Here is a 15,248-nt window from a genome sequence, read left to right as displayed (position 1 = left end):
ACAATTCGCCCTTTTCTTGCCAAGATGCACAGGGCAGTTTGCCGGGACAAGGAGGACGCCATGAAACGATTCTACGCTTTGCTTTGTGTTTCGCTGACGCTGGGTGCCGTAGCCCCCGCCTTTGCCGCATCGCCGGAGGAAAAGGTCGACCCGATCGATAAGGCCGCCAATGAATGTCTGGCCAAACCGGAGGGGCAGACAACCGCAGGTATGGTAGATTGCACGCACAAGGCATTCGTGGCGTATGACAAGCAATTGAACGAAGTCTACAAAAAGGTTCTCGCAACAGTGGATGCGGAATCCGCCAAACAGATCCGCGATGCCCAACGCAAATGGGTGGCGTGGCGCGAAGCCCAGATCAAGGCCGATGATGGCCCGTGGCGTGCCGACCGGGGCTCACTGGCCAGCATGGATATCGAGGCGATGAACGTGGATGCGGTGCGTGCGCGGATCAAGGAACTTCAATATTATGCGCCATGAGTATGGGCTCTGCACCACCACTAGCGGGTGATCACGCATTACTGATTGCAGAATAAATACGTTTCCACCTTTCCAAACCGACATATCCATGTTACCAGCCCGTGCCAATTCACCTGAACATTACTGACTCGGCGCACCGCCATCGTGGTGCGCTTGTCGCTTTTTAAGGAATTGGTTATGGCAAAAATCGTAGAATCCGCGACAGGCGCGCTGGCACTGACATTTGACGATGTTCTGCTTCAGCCAGGTCACTCCGAGGTCATGCCCGGCCAGACCGATATTCGCACCCGTATTGCTCCCGATATTGAACTCAACCTGCCGCTGCTCTCCGCAGCCATGGACACCGTCACCGAGTCGCGGCTCGCCATCGCCATGGCGCAGGCTGGCGGCATGGGCGTCATCCATCGCAATCTTTCCCCTGAATTGCAGGCCGAAGAGGTCCGTCAGGTCAAGAAGTTCGAATCCGGCATGGTCGTCAATCCCGTGACCATCGGTCCGGATGCAACCCTTGCCGATGCGCAGGCACTGATGCGTGCCCATGGCATTTCGGGCATTCCCGTCGTCGAGAATGGCGGCGAAGGCAGCCGCAAGCCCGGCCGTCTCGTTGGTATCCTGACCAACCGCGATGTGCGCTTTGCTTCGGACCCGTCGCAGAAGATTTACGAGTTGATGACGCGCGAAAACCTGATCACCGTGCGCGAGAACAATGTTCAGCACGAGGAAGCCAAGCGCCTTCTGCACCAGCACCGCATTGAAAAACTGCTGGTTGTTGATGCCAAAGGCCACTGCGTCGGCCTCATCACCGTCAAGGATATGGAAAAGTCGCAGCTTAACCCGAACGCTGCCAAGGATGCGCAGGGCCGCCTCCGCGTTGCCGCCGCATCCAGCGTGGGCGAAGATGGTTTCGAGCGCGCTGAGCGGCTGATTGCTGCCGGTGTCGACGTTCTCGTTATTGATACGGCCCATGGCCATTCACAGCGTGTTCTTGATGCAGTCACCCGTGCCAAGAAGATGTCCAATGCCGTGCGCATCATCGCCGGTAATGTGGCGACGGCTGCTGGCACACAGGCGCTGATCGATGCGGGCGCTGATGCGGTCAAGGTCGGTATCGGACCCGGCTCCATCTGCACCACACGTATCGTTGCCGGTGTTGGCGTACCGCAGCTATCGGCTGTCATGTCGGCGGTTGAAGCGGCCCACAAATCAGGCGTTCCTGTCATCGCCGATGGCGGCATCAAATATTCTGGTGATTTCGCCAAGGCGCTTGCCGCCGGTGCTGCCGCTGCCATGGCCGGTTCTGCGCTTGCAGGCACCGAAGAAAGCCCCGGCGAGGTCTATCTCTATCAAGGCCGCTCGTTCAAAGCCTATCGCGGCATGGGCTCGGTTGGCGCCATGGCGCGCGGTTCCGCAGATCGTTATTTCCAGGCTGAGGTGCGCGACGAGTTGAAGCTGGTTCCAGAGGGCATTGAAGGTCAGGTTGCCTATAAGGGCCCGGTATCGGGCGTGCTGCACCAGCTTGCTGGCGGTCTTCGTGCCTCCATGGGCTATGTCGGCGCCAAGAACCTTGAAGAGTTCCGCGAAAAGGCAACATTCGTGCGCATCACCAATGCGGGTCTGCGCGAAAGCCATACCCACGATGTGACAATCACCCGCGAAAGCCCGAACTATCCGGGCGGCAACTGACAAAGGCGCGGAGGCCATGTCTGACAACGCCCTCCGCGACCACTTCTCGGCCATGGCGCGTAACAGCGCCTGGTCCAACAATCGGCTGCTTGGTGCCTGTGCAGGGCTGACCGATGCGGAATTTGCGCAGGAGCGGACGAGCTTCTTCCCATCGATCCAGATGACGCTCAACCACAATCTTATCGTTGACCATATCTATATGGCCGACATCAAAGGTATCGGGCGCAAGAATATCAGTCTCGTCGGCGACATCCCTTATCCCAAACTCGTTGATCTGAAAAAGGCGCAGGATGCTTTCGATACGGAGCTTGTCGCCTTTTGCGATAGCCTGAGCGCATCCGATCTCAACCGGATCATATCCATCGAATGGCATGACGGCGCAGTTTCTGAGGAACCCTTACAGCTTGTCCTGTCGCATCTGTTCGTCCACCAGATCCATCATCGCGGTCAGGCCCATGCCATGCTGGCGGGAACAAACGTGCCCCCGCCGCAGCTCGACGAGTTTTTCCTGAATTATGATTTGCCCCGACGGAAGGGTGAGCCTTTTGCGGAGTGAGAGCGGTGCTGTAACGCTAATCGCTTGCGTTGCAGGATGTAACACTCTGCAACCCACTTACTCCGTCATCCTCGGGCTTGACCCGAGGACCCATGGTTAAGAAGTTCAAACGAACGTAGATGCTCGGTGTTTTAAATTGTGGGTCCTCGGGTCAAGCCCGAGGATGACGGAGAGAGGTGGGTTGCGGGGAGTCAAATTCTGCATTTTTCCTCAATCTTGGCGATTATCATTGCAGCCTACACTCTCCCTGATGGTGAGCTTCCTGAGCCTGTCGAAGGGTGAACCATGCACAACCGGCATTGCAATACCGATCCCTTATCAACAATCGAGCTTTACGGAATAATCTTCCGCTCCCGCAAATCGCTGAAAACGCGCAAAAACATTTCTTCCGTATCGACATACTCATGAAATCCGGCGCGGCGCAGTTTTGTGCCGTCGGCGAAGAAATCATAATTCCAGCTGAACACCGCATCGCCAAATCCCCATGAGGAAACATCCTTGTAGGGCGCGACGGCGAGACCGTGTTTCCTGATCATACTGTCCCACAGCGGTTCCTTGTCAGCCATCACCACATTCAGTGACATCGGCAGGGGCGGGGCAACTTCGAGATCAAAGAATTTGGCAATTTTTGGCCACATCTCACTCCAGCGGAACAGGTCGCCATTGTTGATGTTATAGGCATGATTGCCGCTGGCCGGATTGGTGGCGATAAACACGGTTGCCCGGGCGAGCAGTCCGGCATCGGTCATTTCAAGCAGGCTGTCATAGGCTCCCGGTTTTCCCGGAAAACGCAGGGGAATGCCAAGTTCCTTCGACATCGAGGCATAGACAGCGATCACCGATGCAAGATTCATCGGATTGCCCAATGCAAATCCAACCACCACGGAGGGGCGCAGCGCTGACCATGTCCAGCTTTTGCCCTTCTGCAAGGCTTCAAGGAAATCCTGCTGGTCGATGTTGAATTCCGGCGGCATGTGATTGGCGTCGCTTTCCCGGGCCGGGGTCTTGAACGGGCCAAGATGCGCACCATAGACCTTATATCCCTGCATCAGACTGATGTGCTGAAGCGCTGGTGCGATAGGCTCGATTGCACCCACCACATTGACCAACATGGCAAGGTTCGGCGGCACCAGTTCGGCCCATGTCGGGCGATCCTGATAGGCCGCGTAAAAGATATGCGTGATATCTGTCAGGTGCGCGAGCTTTGCCTTGGCATCTGCAGCGTCGAGCAGGTCAACTGCGATATGGCTGAGCCTGCCCTCCGTTTTACCGCCCCGCCGCGATAACCCCACAATCTCCCAGTCGCCAAGTTCTTTAAGATGGGCGATGAGATTGCCGCCGATGATGCCGTTGGCACCCACGATCACGGCCTTCTTGATATTCTCCGTCATTTCAACAGCTCCATTTTCTTGCTGCTGTAATCATCATTCATTTGAAGTTGTTTGCGTAGGCGAGCCATCATGATATCATTCATAAGGATATCTTTTAGGTGATGCATGGACCGGTTCACAGCGATGAAGACCTTTGTGCGGGTGGCGGAGCTTGGCTCACTGTCGGCTGCGGCGCGGGAACTTGGCCTCACACAGCCTGCAGTCAGCCAGCAGGTGGCTGCGCTGGAACGCCACCTCAAGATGCGGCTTCTGCACCGCTCGACCCGCCAGTTGGCCTTGACGGAAAGCGGCGAGACCTATTACCAGCGGGCGCGGCATGTCCTGCAAACGGTTGAGGAGGCAGAAGAGGAGGTGGCCGGTTTTGCCACAGCCATTCGCGGCAATCTTCGTGTTCATGCACCGGTTGGGTTCGGCCAGATGCATCTGGCGCCTGTCATCATCGATTTTCAGCGGCAACATCCGGATTTGACCGTCGAACTCATCCTTGATGACCGCTTTGCCGATCTGGTGGCCGAGGGTGTCGATGTCGCCATTCGCTTCGGCGCGCTGGCATCATCGGGGCTTGTGGCACGAAAACTTGCCATGTTCGAACGCATTCTCGTTGCTTCGCCCGGTTACATTGCACGATACGGCAATCCCTCAACACCAGAGGAATTGTCAGAGCACCCGCATGTCAGGTTCATCTGGTCGCCTCAGGGGGAGGCGGTGCCCCTGATTGGTCCTGAGGGTGCGATCACAGTGCCGGTTAAATCCAGCTTTCTCGCCAACAATGCCTTTGTGCTCAATCAGGCCCTGTGCGCAGGATTGGGAATTGGCGGAGCGCAGGTGCCGCTGATCCGGCAATTTCTTGACGAGGGCAGTCTTGTCAGGGTTCTGCCCGCCTATGGCTATGCGCCGATGGATGTGCATGTGGTCTATGCGTCGGCGCAATTTCTGCCACGCAAGGTGCGCGCCTTTGTTGATCATCTCGCCGCAAGTCTGACGGAAATTCCCGGTCTGAATTGACAGGTTGCGGAAAAAATGAACGTAGACGTAAGATGCGTCAACGATGGAGGAAACCATGTCGCAAACAGCAATTTTCTGGCCAATGATCGCTCTGACGGCACTGATCTACATTGTTTACGGGCTGGTTTTCCTGCGCCGGATGGCAGCTGTCAGCAGCGGGCAGGCATCGGCGCGCGATTTCAAGGTGCCCGTGAAAGAGCCAGAGGCCAGCGCTACGGTGATCCGCAATCTGATCAATCTCTATGAATTGCCCGTGTTGTTCTACGCCGTGTGCATTTCACTTTACGTGGTCAACGGCGCATCATTCGTTGCCGTTATCGTGGCATGGCTGTTCGTGGCGGCACGCATTGCCCACACATTCGTGCATGTCACGTCAAACAGTTTGAAACTTCGCCAGCCCATTTTCACCATTGGCTATATTCTCAACGGTGTTCTCTGGGTCATGCTCGCGCTGCATCTGGCGATACCTGCCACGGTTTAGACGTAGAGTCACTGGTAGAGAAAGCGGTTTCATAGTTCACCCCCCTCTGTCCTGTCGGACTGCCGGGGCGAGCCACGGGTCTCGCCCGTCCTTCGGAGGGGGAGATCAGCCTTCAATGCAATCTTGCACAATCTGAAATGTTTCCTGTTGTGAAAAGGCGGCAATACAGCTGATCTCCCCCCTTGTGGGGGAGATGTCCGACAGGACAGAGGGGGGTGAATGCCGCCGGTTCGTGGTTCGACATAACAACCATGAGGGGCTTGGGTGGATGTAACGCTAATCACCAACGTTGCAGATCACCAATATTGCAGAACTTGACAGCCTTCAACCTACCGCACTCCGTCATCCTCAGTCCTCGGGTTTAACCCGAGGATGACCCGAGGACCATGATCGAGAAGTACTAAAATTGTAGTCGTTCCTTCCTTCCCCTTTGTCGTGGGTCCTCGGGTCAAGCCCGAGGATGACGGAGTGGGTTGAGGTGATGACGGAGAGGACTGAGATGTCGGGAGCTATATTCTGCAATCTTTGCGGTTAGCCTTGCATCACACTCTCCCTCATGGTGAGCTTGTCGAACCACGAACCACGCAACTCCCCAATCCCCTCAGGCAGCCAAATCATCCAACTCATCGGCTGAAATCAGCAATCGCTGGCCGCAATCGATGATCGTGGTGGCAAGAGCTTCAAAATCATCGCGTCGCTCGCTTTGCCTGCGCCAGATCAGGCCAATCTCCCGCGAAGGTTCCGGATCGGCAAAAGCAATAATGCGGACATTGTTGCGGCTGGCTTCCGTGCGCACGGCGATCTCGGGGATCAGCGTCAGGCCCATGCCATGGCTGACCATCTGCAACAGGGTTGCCATGCTGGTGGCACCATAATTGACCAGTTGCCGTTGCTTGACGCTGGTGCAGACTGCCAGGGCCTGATCGCGCAGGCAATGGCCTTCTTCCAGCAGCAGCAGGCGCTCCAGCGCCACGTTTTCCTGCGTCATGGGCGATGTGAGAATGTCGATATCATTGCTTGAGGTGGCAATGAGAAAGCGATCCCGGAAAAGCGGTTTGGCAACCACGCCTTCGCTGTCGATCGGTAGGGCGGCGATCAGCGCATCAAGGTCGCCGAGACGCAAATCTTCGACCAGTTTCGATGTCACCGCCTCACGCAGTTCAATGGTCAAATCAGGATAGGTTGCCCGCAATTCCGGGATGAGAATCGGCAACAGATAGGGCGCGATGGTCGGGATGATCCCCAGCCGCAGGCGCCCCTGCAAAATGCCGCGCCGCTGCGAGGCGAGTTCTTCCAGTGAACGTATCCCGTTCAGAATACCGCGAACCCGTGGCAGAAGCCGTTTGCCCATATCGGTCAGCACGACCGTGCGGCGCGTCCGCTCAAACAGGGTTGTCCCGAGGCGCTGTTCCATTTCGGCGATCTGCGCCGAGAGAGCGGGTTGTGAAATACGCGCAAGTTCCGCCGCTTTGCGAAAGTGCAATGTGGTGGCGAGGATATCAAAATAGCGCATTTGCCGGACTGAAAACATGATAACCAAATCCTATCAATAATAATTCTAAATTCAATTGGAAACTATGATTGGAATAGTTCTATGGTAGTGGCGAGTTCGCAGTGGGCCATGGTGCCCTGCGATTCTGAAATAGTGTCAGAACACGAAATTCAAGGGAGAAGCCAATGGCTGACCGTCCGACGTTGACAACTACTGCCGGTGCGCCGGTATCAGACAATCAGAATTCGAGAACTGCTGGCGAACGCGGCCCTGTTCTCCTGGACGACTACCAGCTGCTTGAAAAGCTTGCTCACCAGAATCGTGAACGTATCCCGGAACGTGTTGTTCACGCCAAGGGCTGGGGCGCATTCGGTACGCTGAAGATCACTGGCGACATTTCCCGCTATACCAAGGCCAAGGCGCTGCAGCCAGGTACCGAAACACCGCTGCTGCTGCGTTTCTCAACCGTTGCTGGTGAACTTGGTGCTGCCGATGCCGAGCGCGACGTGCGCGGTTTTGCGCTGAAATTCTACACCAGCGAAGGCAACTGGGATCTGGTTGGCAACAACACGCCCGTGTTCTTCGTCCGTGATCCGCTGAAATTCCCTGACTTTATCCACACGCAGAAGCGTCATCCGCGCACCAATATGCGTTCGGCCACCGCCATGTGGGATTTCTGGTCGCTGTCGCCGGAAAGCCTGCATCAGGTTACAATCCTGATGTCGGATCGCGGCCTTCCGGTCGCGCCGATGTATATGAACGGCTACGGCTCGCACACCTATTCCTTCTGGAATGATCAGGGCGAACGTTTCTGGGTCAAGTTCCACTTCAAGACCCAGCAGGGCCATAAGCATTATACCAATGCGGAAGCGGAAACCCTCATCGGCAAGTCACGCGAAACCTATCAGGAAGAGCTGTTTGGCGGCATTGAACGCGGCGCATTCCCGAAATGGACCGTTCAGGTCCAGATCATGAGCGAAGCCGACGCTGAGAAGACCTCCTACAATCCGTTCGACCTGACCAAGGTTTGGCCGCATGGCGAATTCCCGCCGATCGAAATCGGTGTCATGGAGCTTAACCGCAACGCCGACAACTATTTCGCCGAGATCGAACAGGCAGCCTTCTCGCCGTCAAACGTTGTTCCCGGCATTGGCCACTCGCCAGACAAGATGTTGCAGGCACGCGTGTTCTCCTATGCGGATGCGCATCGCTATCGCCTCGGTACACATTACGAAGCTCTGCCGGTTAACCAGCCAAAATGCCCTGTGCATCACTACCACAAGGATGGCCAGATGAACTTCTTTGGCCAGAAGACCGGCAATGTGGATGCTTATTACGAGCCCAACAGCTTCTCCGGTGCTGTCGAGCAGCCTTCGGCAAAAGAGCCGCCACTGGCCCTGTCAGGCAGTGCGGACCGTTACAACCATCGTATCGGCAATGATGATTATGGTCAGGTAACGGCTTTGTTCAATCTGTTCGATGCCGGTCAGCGTTCGCGCCTGTTCTCCAACATCGCGGCGGCAATGGGCGGCGTTCCCGGTGCTATCATTGAGCGCCAGCTGGCTCACTTCAAGCTGGTTCATCCTGAGTATGAAGCTGGTGTGCGTGCCGCACTCAAGGAAGCGCATGGTTATGAAGCCAATGCAATTTCCAACGAAGAAAAGCACGCCGCAGCCGAGTAAACACGGCTGAACGTATTTTGTTGAGTAAAGTGAAAGCCGGAGCATCACGCTCCGGCTTTCTTTTATTGGCTTTGCCATGTATGCGATGCCGGTAGATTTAACGAAGGAATTTCCATGCGACTTGGCGGACGCCTGCAGGCGGCAATCGAAGTACTTGATGATATAGAGACCCGCAAACGCCCGGCTTCCGATGCGCTCAAGGATTGGGGCCTGTCGCACCGCTTTGCCGGTGCGGGGGATCGCGCTGTTATCGGCAATATCGTCTATGATGCCCTGCGCCGTAAATTGTCGCTGGGTTGGCGCATGGACAGCGATGCAGCCCGCCATATCGCCTTTGGTGTGCTCCTGTCCGACGCCGAACTGGTTATTGATGAAATCAACGCCGCGCTTGAGGGCGACAAGTTTGCGCCCGAACCGCTGGAAGCTGACCGCATGGCGATCTGGCAGGCGCGTGACCTTGCCGACGCACCGGATCATATCCGCGCTGACGTGCCGGAATGGACCATCCCGCATTTTCAGGCGATTTTCGGCGATGCATGGGTTGGTGAAGCCGCTGCACTCAGCGACCGCCCGCCGGTGGATTTGCGTGTCAACACACTGAAAGCCGACCGCGAGAAGGTGCTGAAGGAACTGGTTCGTGCCGGAGCCAATGCGGCACCGCTGCTTGAAACCGCTGTGCGCGTTCCGCCTCTGCGTGCCATGGGCCGCCACCCGAATGTACAGGCGGAGCCCGCATTCCAGCGCGGTCTTTTCGAGGTGCAGGATCTCGGCTCGCAGATCGCGGCAAAGCTTAGTAATGCCAAGCCGGGCGAACAGGTTCTGGATTATTGCGCCGGTGCCGGTGGCAAAACGCTCGCCCTTGCCGCCCAGATGGGCAATAAGGGACAGATTCATGCCTATGATGCGGAGCGCGCCCGCCTTGCGCCGATCTTCGACCGTCTGAAGCGGGCAGGGGTGCGCAATGCGCAGGCCCATGCCAATATCAGCGAGCTAGACCCGCTTGAAGGTCAGATGGATCTCGTTCTGGTTGATGCCCCCTGCACCGGTTCAGGTACATGGCGGCGCAGGCCCGATGCCAAATGGCGTTTGAGCGAACAGCAGCTGGAACGGCGCGAAGTGGAACAGCGCGAAGTGCTTGATGCGGCCAAGGCCTATGTGAAGCCGGGCGGGCGGCTGGTTTATATCACCTGTTCGCTGTTTGCGCCGGAGAATGGCAAACAGGTCGCTTCATTCCTTGCCGCCAATCCCGGCTATGCGTCCGTGGATACTGCTCCGCTCTGGCAGGAAGCCGTATCGGCAAGCGATAATCTCGGCCCGCTCTTCAAGGATGGCAGCACGATCCTGTCGCCATTATCCACGTCGACAGATGGCTTCTTCATTTCAGTTCTCAGACGCGAGAAATAACGGTACAACCATCCGCGACACTGTCGGCAGGAAAGGTCTACCCATGTCCCGGTCTGTAGGATTTCTGTTGTTTCTCGTGCTCACCATCGGTGGCGGTCTCGCCATCGGCTATATAACGCTGCCGGGCGAATGGTATGCCGGTCTGGCAAAACCTTCCTTCAATCCGCCCAACTGGATTTTCCCGCCGGTTTGGACCATTCTTTATGTTCTTATTGCCATCGCCGGCTGGCGGGTCTGGGATATTGACCTGACATCCGCCCAGCGATTCTGGTGGGCGCAGATGGTCCTGAATTTTCTGTGGTCGCCAACCTTCTTCGGTTTCCAGCAGATGGGATTGGCGCTGCTGGTGATCGCACTTCTGCTGGTTTCGATCATCGGCTTCATCCGGGTGACGTGGGAAGCGGAGCGGCCGTCGGCGATCATGTTCGTTCCCTACCTTCTCTGGGTGGCATTTGCCACACTGTTGAATGTGTCGCTTTATCTGCTCAACCCGGTAGGCTGATATGAGTTTGCCCTATGAACTGGCCGCAATTGGTGGCAAGCAGGTGCTTTTTGTCATGGCCGTGGATGCGGAATATGGGCCGCATTTGCAAAAGCTGTTCCGGCCGCTGATCACCGGCGTCGGTCCGGTCGAAGCTGCCGTCAGCCTCGCCGCCAATCTTGCGGCGCTGGAAAAGGACGGCATTGTTCCTGATCTTGTTGTCTCCCTCGGCTCTGCCGGGTCGCGCACGCTGGAGCAGACCGAAGTCTATCAGGCAACAAGCGTGTCCTATCGCGATATGGATGCCTCACCGCTTGGTTTTACCAAGGGTGCAACGCCCTTTCTCGATCTGCCGGTGATCGTGCCTTTGCCACTGCGTATTCCGGGTGTGAAGGAAGCATCGCTTTCAACCGGCGCGAACATTGTGTCGGGCAGCGCCTACGACCTGATCGATGCGGATATGGTCGAGATGGAAACGTTTGCCATCCTGCGCGCCTGTCAGCGTTTCGGCTTGCCGCTGATTGGACTGCGCGGCATTTCCGACGGCGCGGCGGAACTGCGCCATGTTGATGATTGGACCGAATATCTGCACGTGATTGATGAAAAGCTGGCTATAGTTGTGGGGGCTATGGGGGAAGCTATTGAGGGTGGGAAGATCGTTCTCTGATATTTAAACTTTTAGCTATTTTATTGATACTGAAAAGTGATATCATTATATGAAGCTTAACAGAAAGCATCAGGCGACGCTTGCCGCCATTTTTGCCGAACCTGTTCATGCCGGTATTGGGTGGCGGGATATTGAAGCTCTCATCCTCGCCTGTGGAGGAGAGATCACGGAAGGGCAGGGATCGCGGGTGCGAATTGCATTGAACGGCATTCGTGCGGTGTTTCATCGACCCCACCCGCAAAAGGAAACGGATAAAGGGGCAGTGAAATCGGTGAGACGTTTTCTGCTGGAAGCGGAGATAAGACCATGAGCACGATGCACTACAAGGGCTATGAAGCAATTATAGAATATGACGAAGATGCGAGCCTCTTTCATGGTGAGGTCATCAACTTGCGCGATGTCATAACGTTTCAGGGAACATCCGCTTCTGAACTGAAACAGGCGCTGGCCGATTCCATTGAAGATTATCTGGCGTTTTGTGCGGTGCGTGGTGAAGAGCCTGAGAAACCATTTTCCGGCCAGTTTGTCGTTCGCACCGAACCTGTGCTGCACAAGGCCATATCCAGCGCTGCACGCCGGGCAGGGATAAGTCTCAACAAATGGGTTGTCGCAACGCTGGAGCGGTCTTTGCGCTGATATTGGGTTTTGTGTTGGGTGTTTGGGTTCGTGGTTTGACATAACAACCATGAGGGAGAGTGAGGATTCAAAGACAACCCCTCTCCGTCATCCTCGGATCAAGCCCGAGGATGACGGAGAGGGGGTTTCACCGCCAAGCGCCACACCAGTCCCACCCAAATTGTGAACAAATCACATCGGCATCGATGTGTGGTGGAGTGACCCATTGCATCGACTCAGCAATTGCTTTAAAGGCCCGCCATGAACACTCCCACTCATCCCGATACAGTCCTCATCGTCGATTTCGGCAGCCAGGTAACGCAGCTGATTGCACGCCGCGTGCGCGAAGCTGGTGCCTATTCCGAGATCGTTCCTTTCCAATCCGCAGACGAAGCATTCAGGCGTATTCAGCCGAAAGCGGTCATTCTTTCCGGCAGCCCGCATTCCACTGTCGATATCGGCAGCCCACGCGCGCCGCAGGGTGTGTTTGATGCTGGCATCCCGGTTCTGGGCATTTGCTATGGCGAGCAGACCATGTGCGCGCAGCTTGGCGGCAAGGTCGAAAGCGGCCATCATCGCGAGTTCGGTCGTGCCTTCCTCGATATTCAGGAAGAATGCGCCCTGTTCGATGGCGTTTGGGCCAAGGGGACACGGCATCAGGTCTGGATGAGCCATGGCGACCGCGTTGTGTCCATCCCTGATGGTTTCAAGGTTGTCGGCACATCAACGGGCGCGCCTTTCGCCGCCATCGCCAACGAAGCCAAGAAATTCTACGCCGTACAGTTCCACCCGGAAGTCGTACACACACCTGATGGTGCCAAGCTTTTGCAGAATTTCGTGCATCGCATTGCTGGCATCAAGGGCGACTGGACCATGTCCGCCTATCGCGAACAGGCGGTTGCTGCGATCCGCAAACAGGTTGGCGACAAGAAAGTCATCTGCGCGCTGTCAGGCGGCGTCGATTCCTCCGTTGCGGCATTGCTCATCCACGAAGCTGTCGGCGACCAGCTGACCTGCATCCTCGTTGACCATGGCCTGATGCGCAAGAACGAGGCCGCCGATGTGGTTGCCATGTTCCGCGAGCATTACAACCTGCCGCTCATTCTGGTGAATGCGCAGGATCGTTTCATCGGCGCGCTGGAAGGCGAATCCGACCCGGAAAAGAAGCGCAAGACCATTGGCCGTCTTTTCATCGAAGTCTTCGAAGAGGAAGCCAAGAAGCTTGGCGGTGCGGATTTCCTCGCTCAGGGCACGCTTTACCCTGATGTGATCGAAAGTGTTTCCTTCACCGGCGGCCCCTCGGTGACGATCAAGTCACACCACAATGTCGGCGGTTTGCCTGAACGCATGAACATGCAGCTGGTTGAGCCATTGCGCGAACTGTTCAAGGACGAAGTACGTGTTCTCGGCAAGGAACTCGGCTTGCCCGATAGCTTTATTGGCCGTCATCCGTTCCCCGGTCCCGGCCTTGCCATCCGTTGCCCCGGCGGTATCACCCGCGACAAGCTGGAAATCCTGCGTGAAGCCGATGCTGTCTATCTCGATGAAATCCGCAAGGCCGGTCTCTATGATGTGATCTGGCAGGCTTTTGCTGTGTTGCTACCGGTGCAGACCGTCGGCGTCATGGGCGATGGCCGAACCTATGAGTTCGTCTGTGCCCTGCGTGCGGTCACGTCTGTTGATGGCATGACTGCGGATTTCTATCACTACGATATGAGCTTCCTCGGTCAGGCGGCAACCCGCATCATCAATGAAGTCAAGGGCATCAACCGCGTCGTCTATGACGTGACGTCGAAGCCACCGGGTACAATCGAGTGGGAGTGAGGCTGTCGGTTGTCTTCTGAAGCGCACGTCTCTTAAAATGATTGAGGAGCGATCAGTCCGCTGATGAGAGTAATCGACGAGATTCAACAAGCACCTTAATTCGTTAGGTCGAGTGATGAGTTATCTGGTGCTGTTCGGGGTGTTCAACACGGAGCAAGAGTATGGCAAACGATGATGCGCAGGGGGAGCACATCCGCGCGTTCTTTGAATCTGCCGAAGGTCAATACCTCTTCCCTAACTGCCCCTTTCGGCGGCAACTTGATTGTTTGCACCAATTTGATGCCGAGTCAGTCAGCAGTATTTGGGTCCATATGCTAGGACACATCATAGACCACAAAGCGGGCCAGCCGTGCCGCAATGACTCGGATGAAATGATATCGGCGATCAATCAGGACGATATCAACGATGAACTTCGGCACGTGTACAATGATTGCAACAATCCCGAGCTGAATAAAGCAAGACAGGTTAATCGCGATGTTGATCCATCGGATAGGCTTGAATATCAGGACTTCGGGCCTGAACAGAGGGGCTGTTTCGGCGCCGACGCGCAGGCAGAATTGATGGCGGAAGCCATTCGGGTTTACATGCAGAATCCAAACTATTTGAAAACCGTGGCGCCGAACGTGGCTGCCCGAATCCGTGCCGCGGTAAATCCAAATCCCAACCTGAACAGCATTATCCAATTCAACTGAAGGCCGGTCGACCGAGTCGAGATAATTGACTGTTGCCCCGCCACAATCATTCAGAACAAGCTCGATATGAGTGGATGTGATCGATAGTGAAGGGGGATGGCTGCAAGTTATTGACTAATTAGTCCATAATTGTTAATCCACCCGTTATGGCAAGACCAAGAGAATTCGATCGGGAGATGGCGCTGGAGCGCGCTACGCGCGTTTTCTGGGCGAAAGGCTATGCTTCGACCTCGACGGAAGACCTCCTTGCGGCGATGAGGATCGGCCGGCAAAGCCTGTATAATGCTTTTGGTGACAAGCGGGCGCTCTACCTTGAAGCGCTGGAAAGCTATCAGCAGGGCACCACATCGGGTCATCTGCAGCGGCTGAAGGGTCCGGCTTCGCCTCTGGCCGGGATAGAAGCACTGCTGCTTGGCTTGATTGCCGAAGATGATGGTCAGCGAGCCATGGGATGCATGGGAGTGGGTGCCGCCAGCGAGTTTGGCGCTGATGATCCTGAACTCGTAGAGCTTCGGGCTAAAGTCGTACCTGTTCTCTTTTCCTCTTTGGTTGAGCGTCTGCACGAAGGCCAAAGCCGAGCTGAGATCGATCCGGCTGTGAACGTCGAGGACGCGGCCCGGTTCATCCAGATGACGATGACCGGAATGCAGCTTGCCGCACGCAGTGGCGCGGGTGTTGATGCCTTGCACGCCCTCGCACACTTCGCCGTGAACAGACTTAAAATAGATTGAGCGCCATCTGAACACGAAGGCGCTTTTGTTTGTCTAATTATGGACTAATCAGTCAAGAATGGAG

Annotated in this window: 16 protein-coding genes; 14 read left to right on the top strand and 2 right to left on the bottom strand. The window is 56.1% G+C overall.

Annotated elements, in window-relative coordinates:
* Positions 1–60: 60 nt before the first annotated feature.
* The 3 genes from FHW17_RS12210 (at position 61) to FHW17_RS12200 (ending at position 2,719) form a co-directional block, all read left to right on the top strand.
* Positions 61–480: a lysozyme inhibitor LprI family protein gene (locus FHW17_RS12210; RefSeq protein ID WP_112530318.1), complete on the top strand. Its 420-nt coding sequence runs from the start codon at positions 61–63 to the stop codon at positions 478–480.
* A 177-nt stretch (positions 481–657) separates the two neighbouring features.
* Positions 658–2,163, top strand: coding sequence for an IMP dehydrogenase (guaB, locus tag FHW17_RS12205; RefSeq protein WP_112530320.1), 1,506 nt, complete (start codon positions 658–660; stop codon positions 2,161–2,163).
* 16 nt (positions 2,164–2,179) lie between these two features.
* Positions 2,180–2,719: a DinB family protein gene (locus tag FHW17_RS12200; RefSeq protein ID WP_182509956.1), complete on the top strand. Its 540-nt coding sequence runs from the start codon at positions 2,180–2,182 to the stop codon at positions 2,717–2,719.
* Positions 2,720–3,051: 332 nt separating this feature from the next.
* Here FHW17_RS12200 and FHW17_RS12195 read toward each other — a convergent pair whose 3' ends face one another.
* Positions 3,052–4,110, bottom strand: coding sequence for an SDR family oxidoreductase (locus tag FHW17_RS12195; protein ID WP_182509955.1), 1,059 nt, complete (start codon positions 4,108–4,110; stop codon positions 3,052–3,054).
* Positions 4,111–4,215: 105 nt separating this feature from the next.
* Here FHW17_RS12195 and FHW17_RS12190 point away from each other — a divergent pair, with 105 nt between their 5' ends.
* Together FHW17_RS12190 and FHW17_RS12185 are read left to right on the top strand one after the other, a co-directional pair.
* Positions 4,216–5,115 (top strand): LysR family transcriptional regulator, encoded by a 900-nt coding sequence (locus FHW17_RS12190; RefSeq protein ID WP_182509954.1) that lies wholly within the window; start codon positions 4,216–4,218, stop codon positions 5,113–5,115.
* A 55-nt stretch (positions 5,116–5,170) separates the two neighbouring features.
* Positions 5,171–5,596 carry an MAPEG family protein gene (locus FHW17_RS12185; RefSeq protein WP_182509953.1) on the top strand — a complete coding sequence of 142 codons (426 nt, stop codon included), beginning with the start codon at positions 5,171–5,173 and terminating at the stop codon, positions 5,594–5,596.
* A 601-nt stretch (positions 5,597–6,197) separates the two neighbouring features.
* On the opposite strand, the gene FHW17_RS12180 is transcribed toward FHW17_RS12185, so the two are convergent.
* Positions 6,198–7,127 (bottom strand): hydrogen peroxide-inducible genes activator, encoded by a 930-nt coding sequence (locus FHW17_RS12180; RefSeq protein WP_112530328.1) that lies wholly within the window; start codon positions 7,125–7,127, stop codon positions 6,198–6,200.
* 146 nt (positions 7,128–7,273) lie between these two features.
* Here FHW17_RS12180 and katA point away from each other — a divergent pair, with 146 nt between their 5' ends.
* The 9 genes from katA to FHW17_RS12135 all read left to right on the top strand — a co-directional run bounded on the left by katA (position 7,274) and on the right by FHW17_RS12135 (position 15,184).
* Positions 7,274–8,770, top strand: coding sequence for a catalase KatA (gene katA, locus FHW17_RS12175; protein WP_112530330.1), 1,497 nt, complete (start codon positions 7,274–7,276; stop codon positions 8,768–8,770).
* Between the two features lie 114 nt (positions 8,771–8,884).
* Positions 8,885–10,174 (top strand): RsmB/NOP family class I SAM-dependent RNA methyltransferase, encoded by a 1,290-nt coding sequence (locus FHW17_RS12170; protein ID WP_112530332.1) that lies wholly within the window; start codon positions 8,885–8,887, stop codon positions 10,172–10,174.
* Between the two features lie 43 nt (positions 10,175–10,217).
* Entirely contained in the window at positions 10,218–10,676 is a 459-nt protein-coding gene (locus FHW17_RS12165) for a TspO/MBR family protein (protein ID WP_182509952.1), read from the top strand.
* A 7-nt stretch (positions 10,677–10,683) separates the two neighbouring features.
* The gene (locus FHW17_RS12160) at positions 10,684–11,322 is read left to right on the top strand and encodes a 5'-methylthioadenosine/S-adenosylhomocysteine nucleosidase (protein ID WP_182509997.1); all 639 of its coding nucleotides are present in this window, start codon (positions 10,684–10,686) and stop codon (positions 11,320–11,322) included.
* A gap of 49 nt (positions 11,323–11,371) precedes the next feature.
* Complete coding sequence (locus FHW17_RS12155) at positions 11,372–11,632, top strand: type II toxin-antitoxin system HicA family toxin (protein WP_112530336.1); 261 nt, start codon at positions 11,372–11,374, stop codon at positions 11,630–11,632.
* Positions 11,629–11,958, top strand: coding sequence for a type II toxin-antitoxin system HicB family antitoxin (locus FHW17_RS12150; RefSeq protein ID WP_182509951.1), 330 nt, complete (start codon positions 11,629–11,631; stop codon positions 11,956–11,958). Before FHW17_RS12155 ends, FHW17_RS12150 begins: the two co-directional genes overlap by 4 nt.
* 240 nt (positions 11,959–12,198) lie before the next feature.
* The gene (gene guaA / locus FHW17_RS12145) at positions 12,199–13,761 is read left to right on the top strand and encodes a glutamine-hydrolyzing GMP synthase (RefSeq protein WP_182509950.1); all 1,563 of its coding nucleotides are present in this window, start codon (positions 12,199–12,201) and stop codon (positions 13,759–13,761) included.
* A 161-nt stretch (positions 13,762–13,922) separates the two neighbouring features.
* Positions 13,923–14,453 (top strand): hypothetical protein, encoded by a 531-nt coding sequence (locus FHW17_RS12140; protein WP_182509949.1) that lies wholly within the window; start codon positions 13,923–13,925, stop codon positions 14,451–14,453.
* 146 nt (positions 14,454–14,599) lie between these two features.
* Complete coding sequence (locus tag FHW17_RS12135) at positions 14,600–15,184, top strand: TetR/AcrR family transcriptional regulator (protein ID WP_182509948.1); 585 nt, start codon at positions 14,600–14,602, stop codon at positions 15,182–15,184.
* Positions 15,185–15,248: the final 64 nt, after the last annotated feature.

The organism is Phyllobacterium sp. P30BS-XVII (genome assembly GCF_014138335.1).
GTDB classification, from domain to species: Bacteria; Pseudomonadota; Alphaproteobacteria; order Rhizobiales; family Rhizobiaceae; genus Phyllobacterium; species Phyllobacterium meliloti.
This window is presented reverse-complemented; position numbering and strand designations above follow the sequence as displayed.

Excerpts from the sequence above, each read along its gene's own strand:
- katA (WP_112530330.1), top strand. The coding sequence starts at position 7,274 with ATGGCTGACCGTCCGACGTTGACAACTACTGCCGGTGCGCCGGTATCA.
- FHW17_RS12210 (WP_112530318.1), top strand. The coding sequence starts at position 61 with ATGAAACGATTCTACGCTTTGCTTTGTGTTTCGCTGACGCTGGGTGCC.
- FHW17_RS12150 (WP_182509951.1), top strand. The coding sequence starts at position 11,629 with ATGAGCACGATGCACTACAAGGGCTATGAAGCAATTATAGAATATGAC.
- FHW17_RS12165 (WP_182509952.1), top strand. The coding sequence starts at position 10,218 with ATGTCCCGGTCTGTAGGATTTCTGTTGTTTCTCGTGCTCACCATCGGT.
- FHW17_RS12180 (WP_112530328.1), bottom strand. The coding sequence starts at position 7,127 with ATGTTTTCAGTCCGGCAAATGCGCTATTTTGATATCCTCGCCACCACA.
- FHW17_RS12190 (WP_182509954.1), top strand. The coding sequence starts at position 4,216 with ATGGACCGGTTCACAGCGATGAAGACCTTTGTGCGGGTGGCGGAGCTT.
- FHW17_RS12170 (WP_112530332.1), top strand. The coding sequence starts at position 8,885 with ATGCGACTTGGCGGACGCCTGCAGGCGGCAATCGAAGTACTTGATGAT.
- FHW17_RS12135 (WP_182509948.1), top strand. The coding sequence starts at position 14,600 with ATGGCAAGACCAAGAGAATTCGATCGGGAGATGGCGCTGGAGCGCGCT.
- FHW17_RS12200 (WP_182509956.1), top strand. The coding sequence starts at position 2,180 with ATGTCTGACAACGCCCTCCGCGACCACTTCTCGGCCATGGCGCGTAAC.
- guaA (WP_182509950.1), top strand. The coding sequence starts at position 12,199 with ATGAACACTCCCACTCATCCCGATACAGTCCTCATCGTCGATTTCGGC.
- FHW17_RS12195 (WP_182509955.1), bottom strand. The coding sequence starts at position 4,110 with ATGACGGAGAATATCAAGAAGGCCGTGATCGTGGGTGCCAACGGCATC.
- guaB (WP_112530320.1), top strand. The coding sequence starts at position 658 with ATGGCAAAAATCGTAGAATCCGCGACAGGCGCGCTGGCACTGACATTT.
- FHW17_RS12185 (WP_182509953.1), top strand. The coding sequence starts at position 5,171 with ATGTCGCAAACAGCAATTTTCTGGCCAATGATCGCTCTGACGGCACTG.
- FHW17_RS12140 (WP_182509949.1), top strand. The coding sequence starts at position 13,923 with ATGGCAAACGATGATGCGCAGGGGGAGCACATCCGCGCGTTCTTTGAA.
- FHW17_RS12155 (WP_112530336.1), top strand. The coding sequence starts at position 11,372 with ATGAAGCTTAACAGAAAGCATCAGGCGACGCTTGCCGCCATTTTTGCC.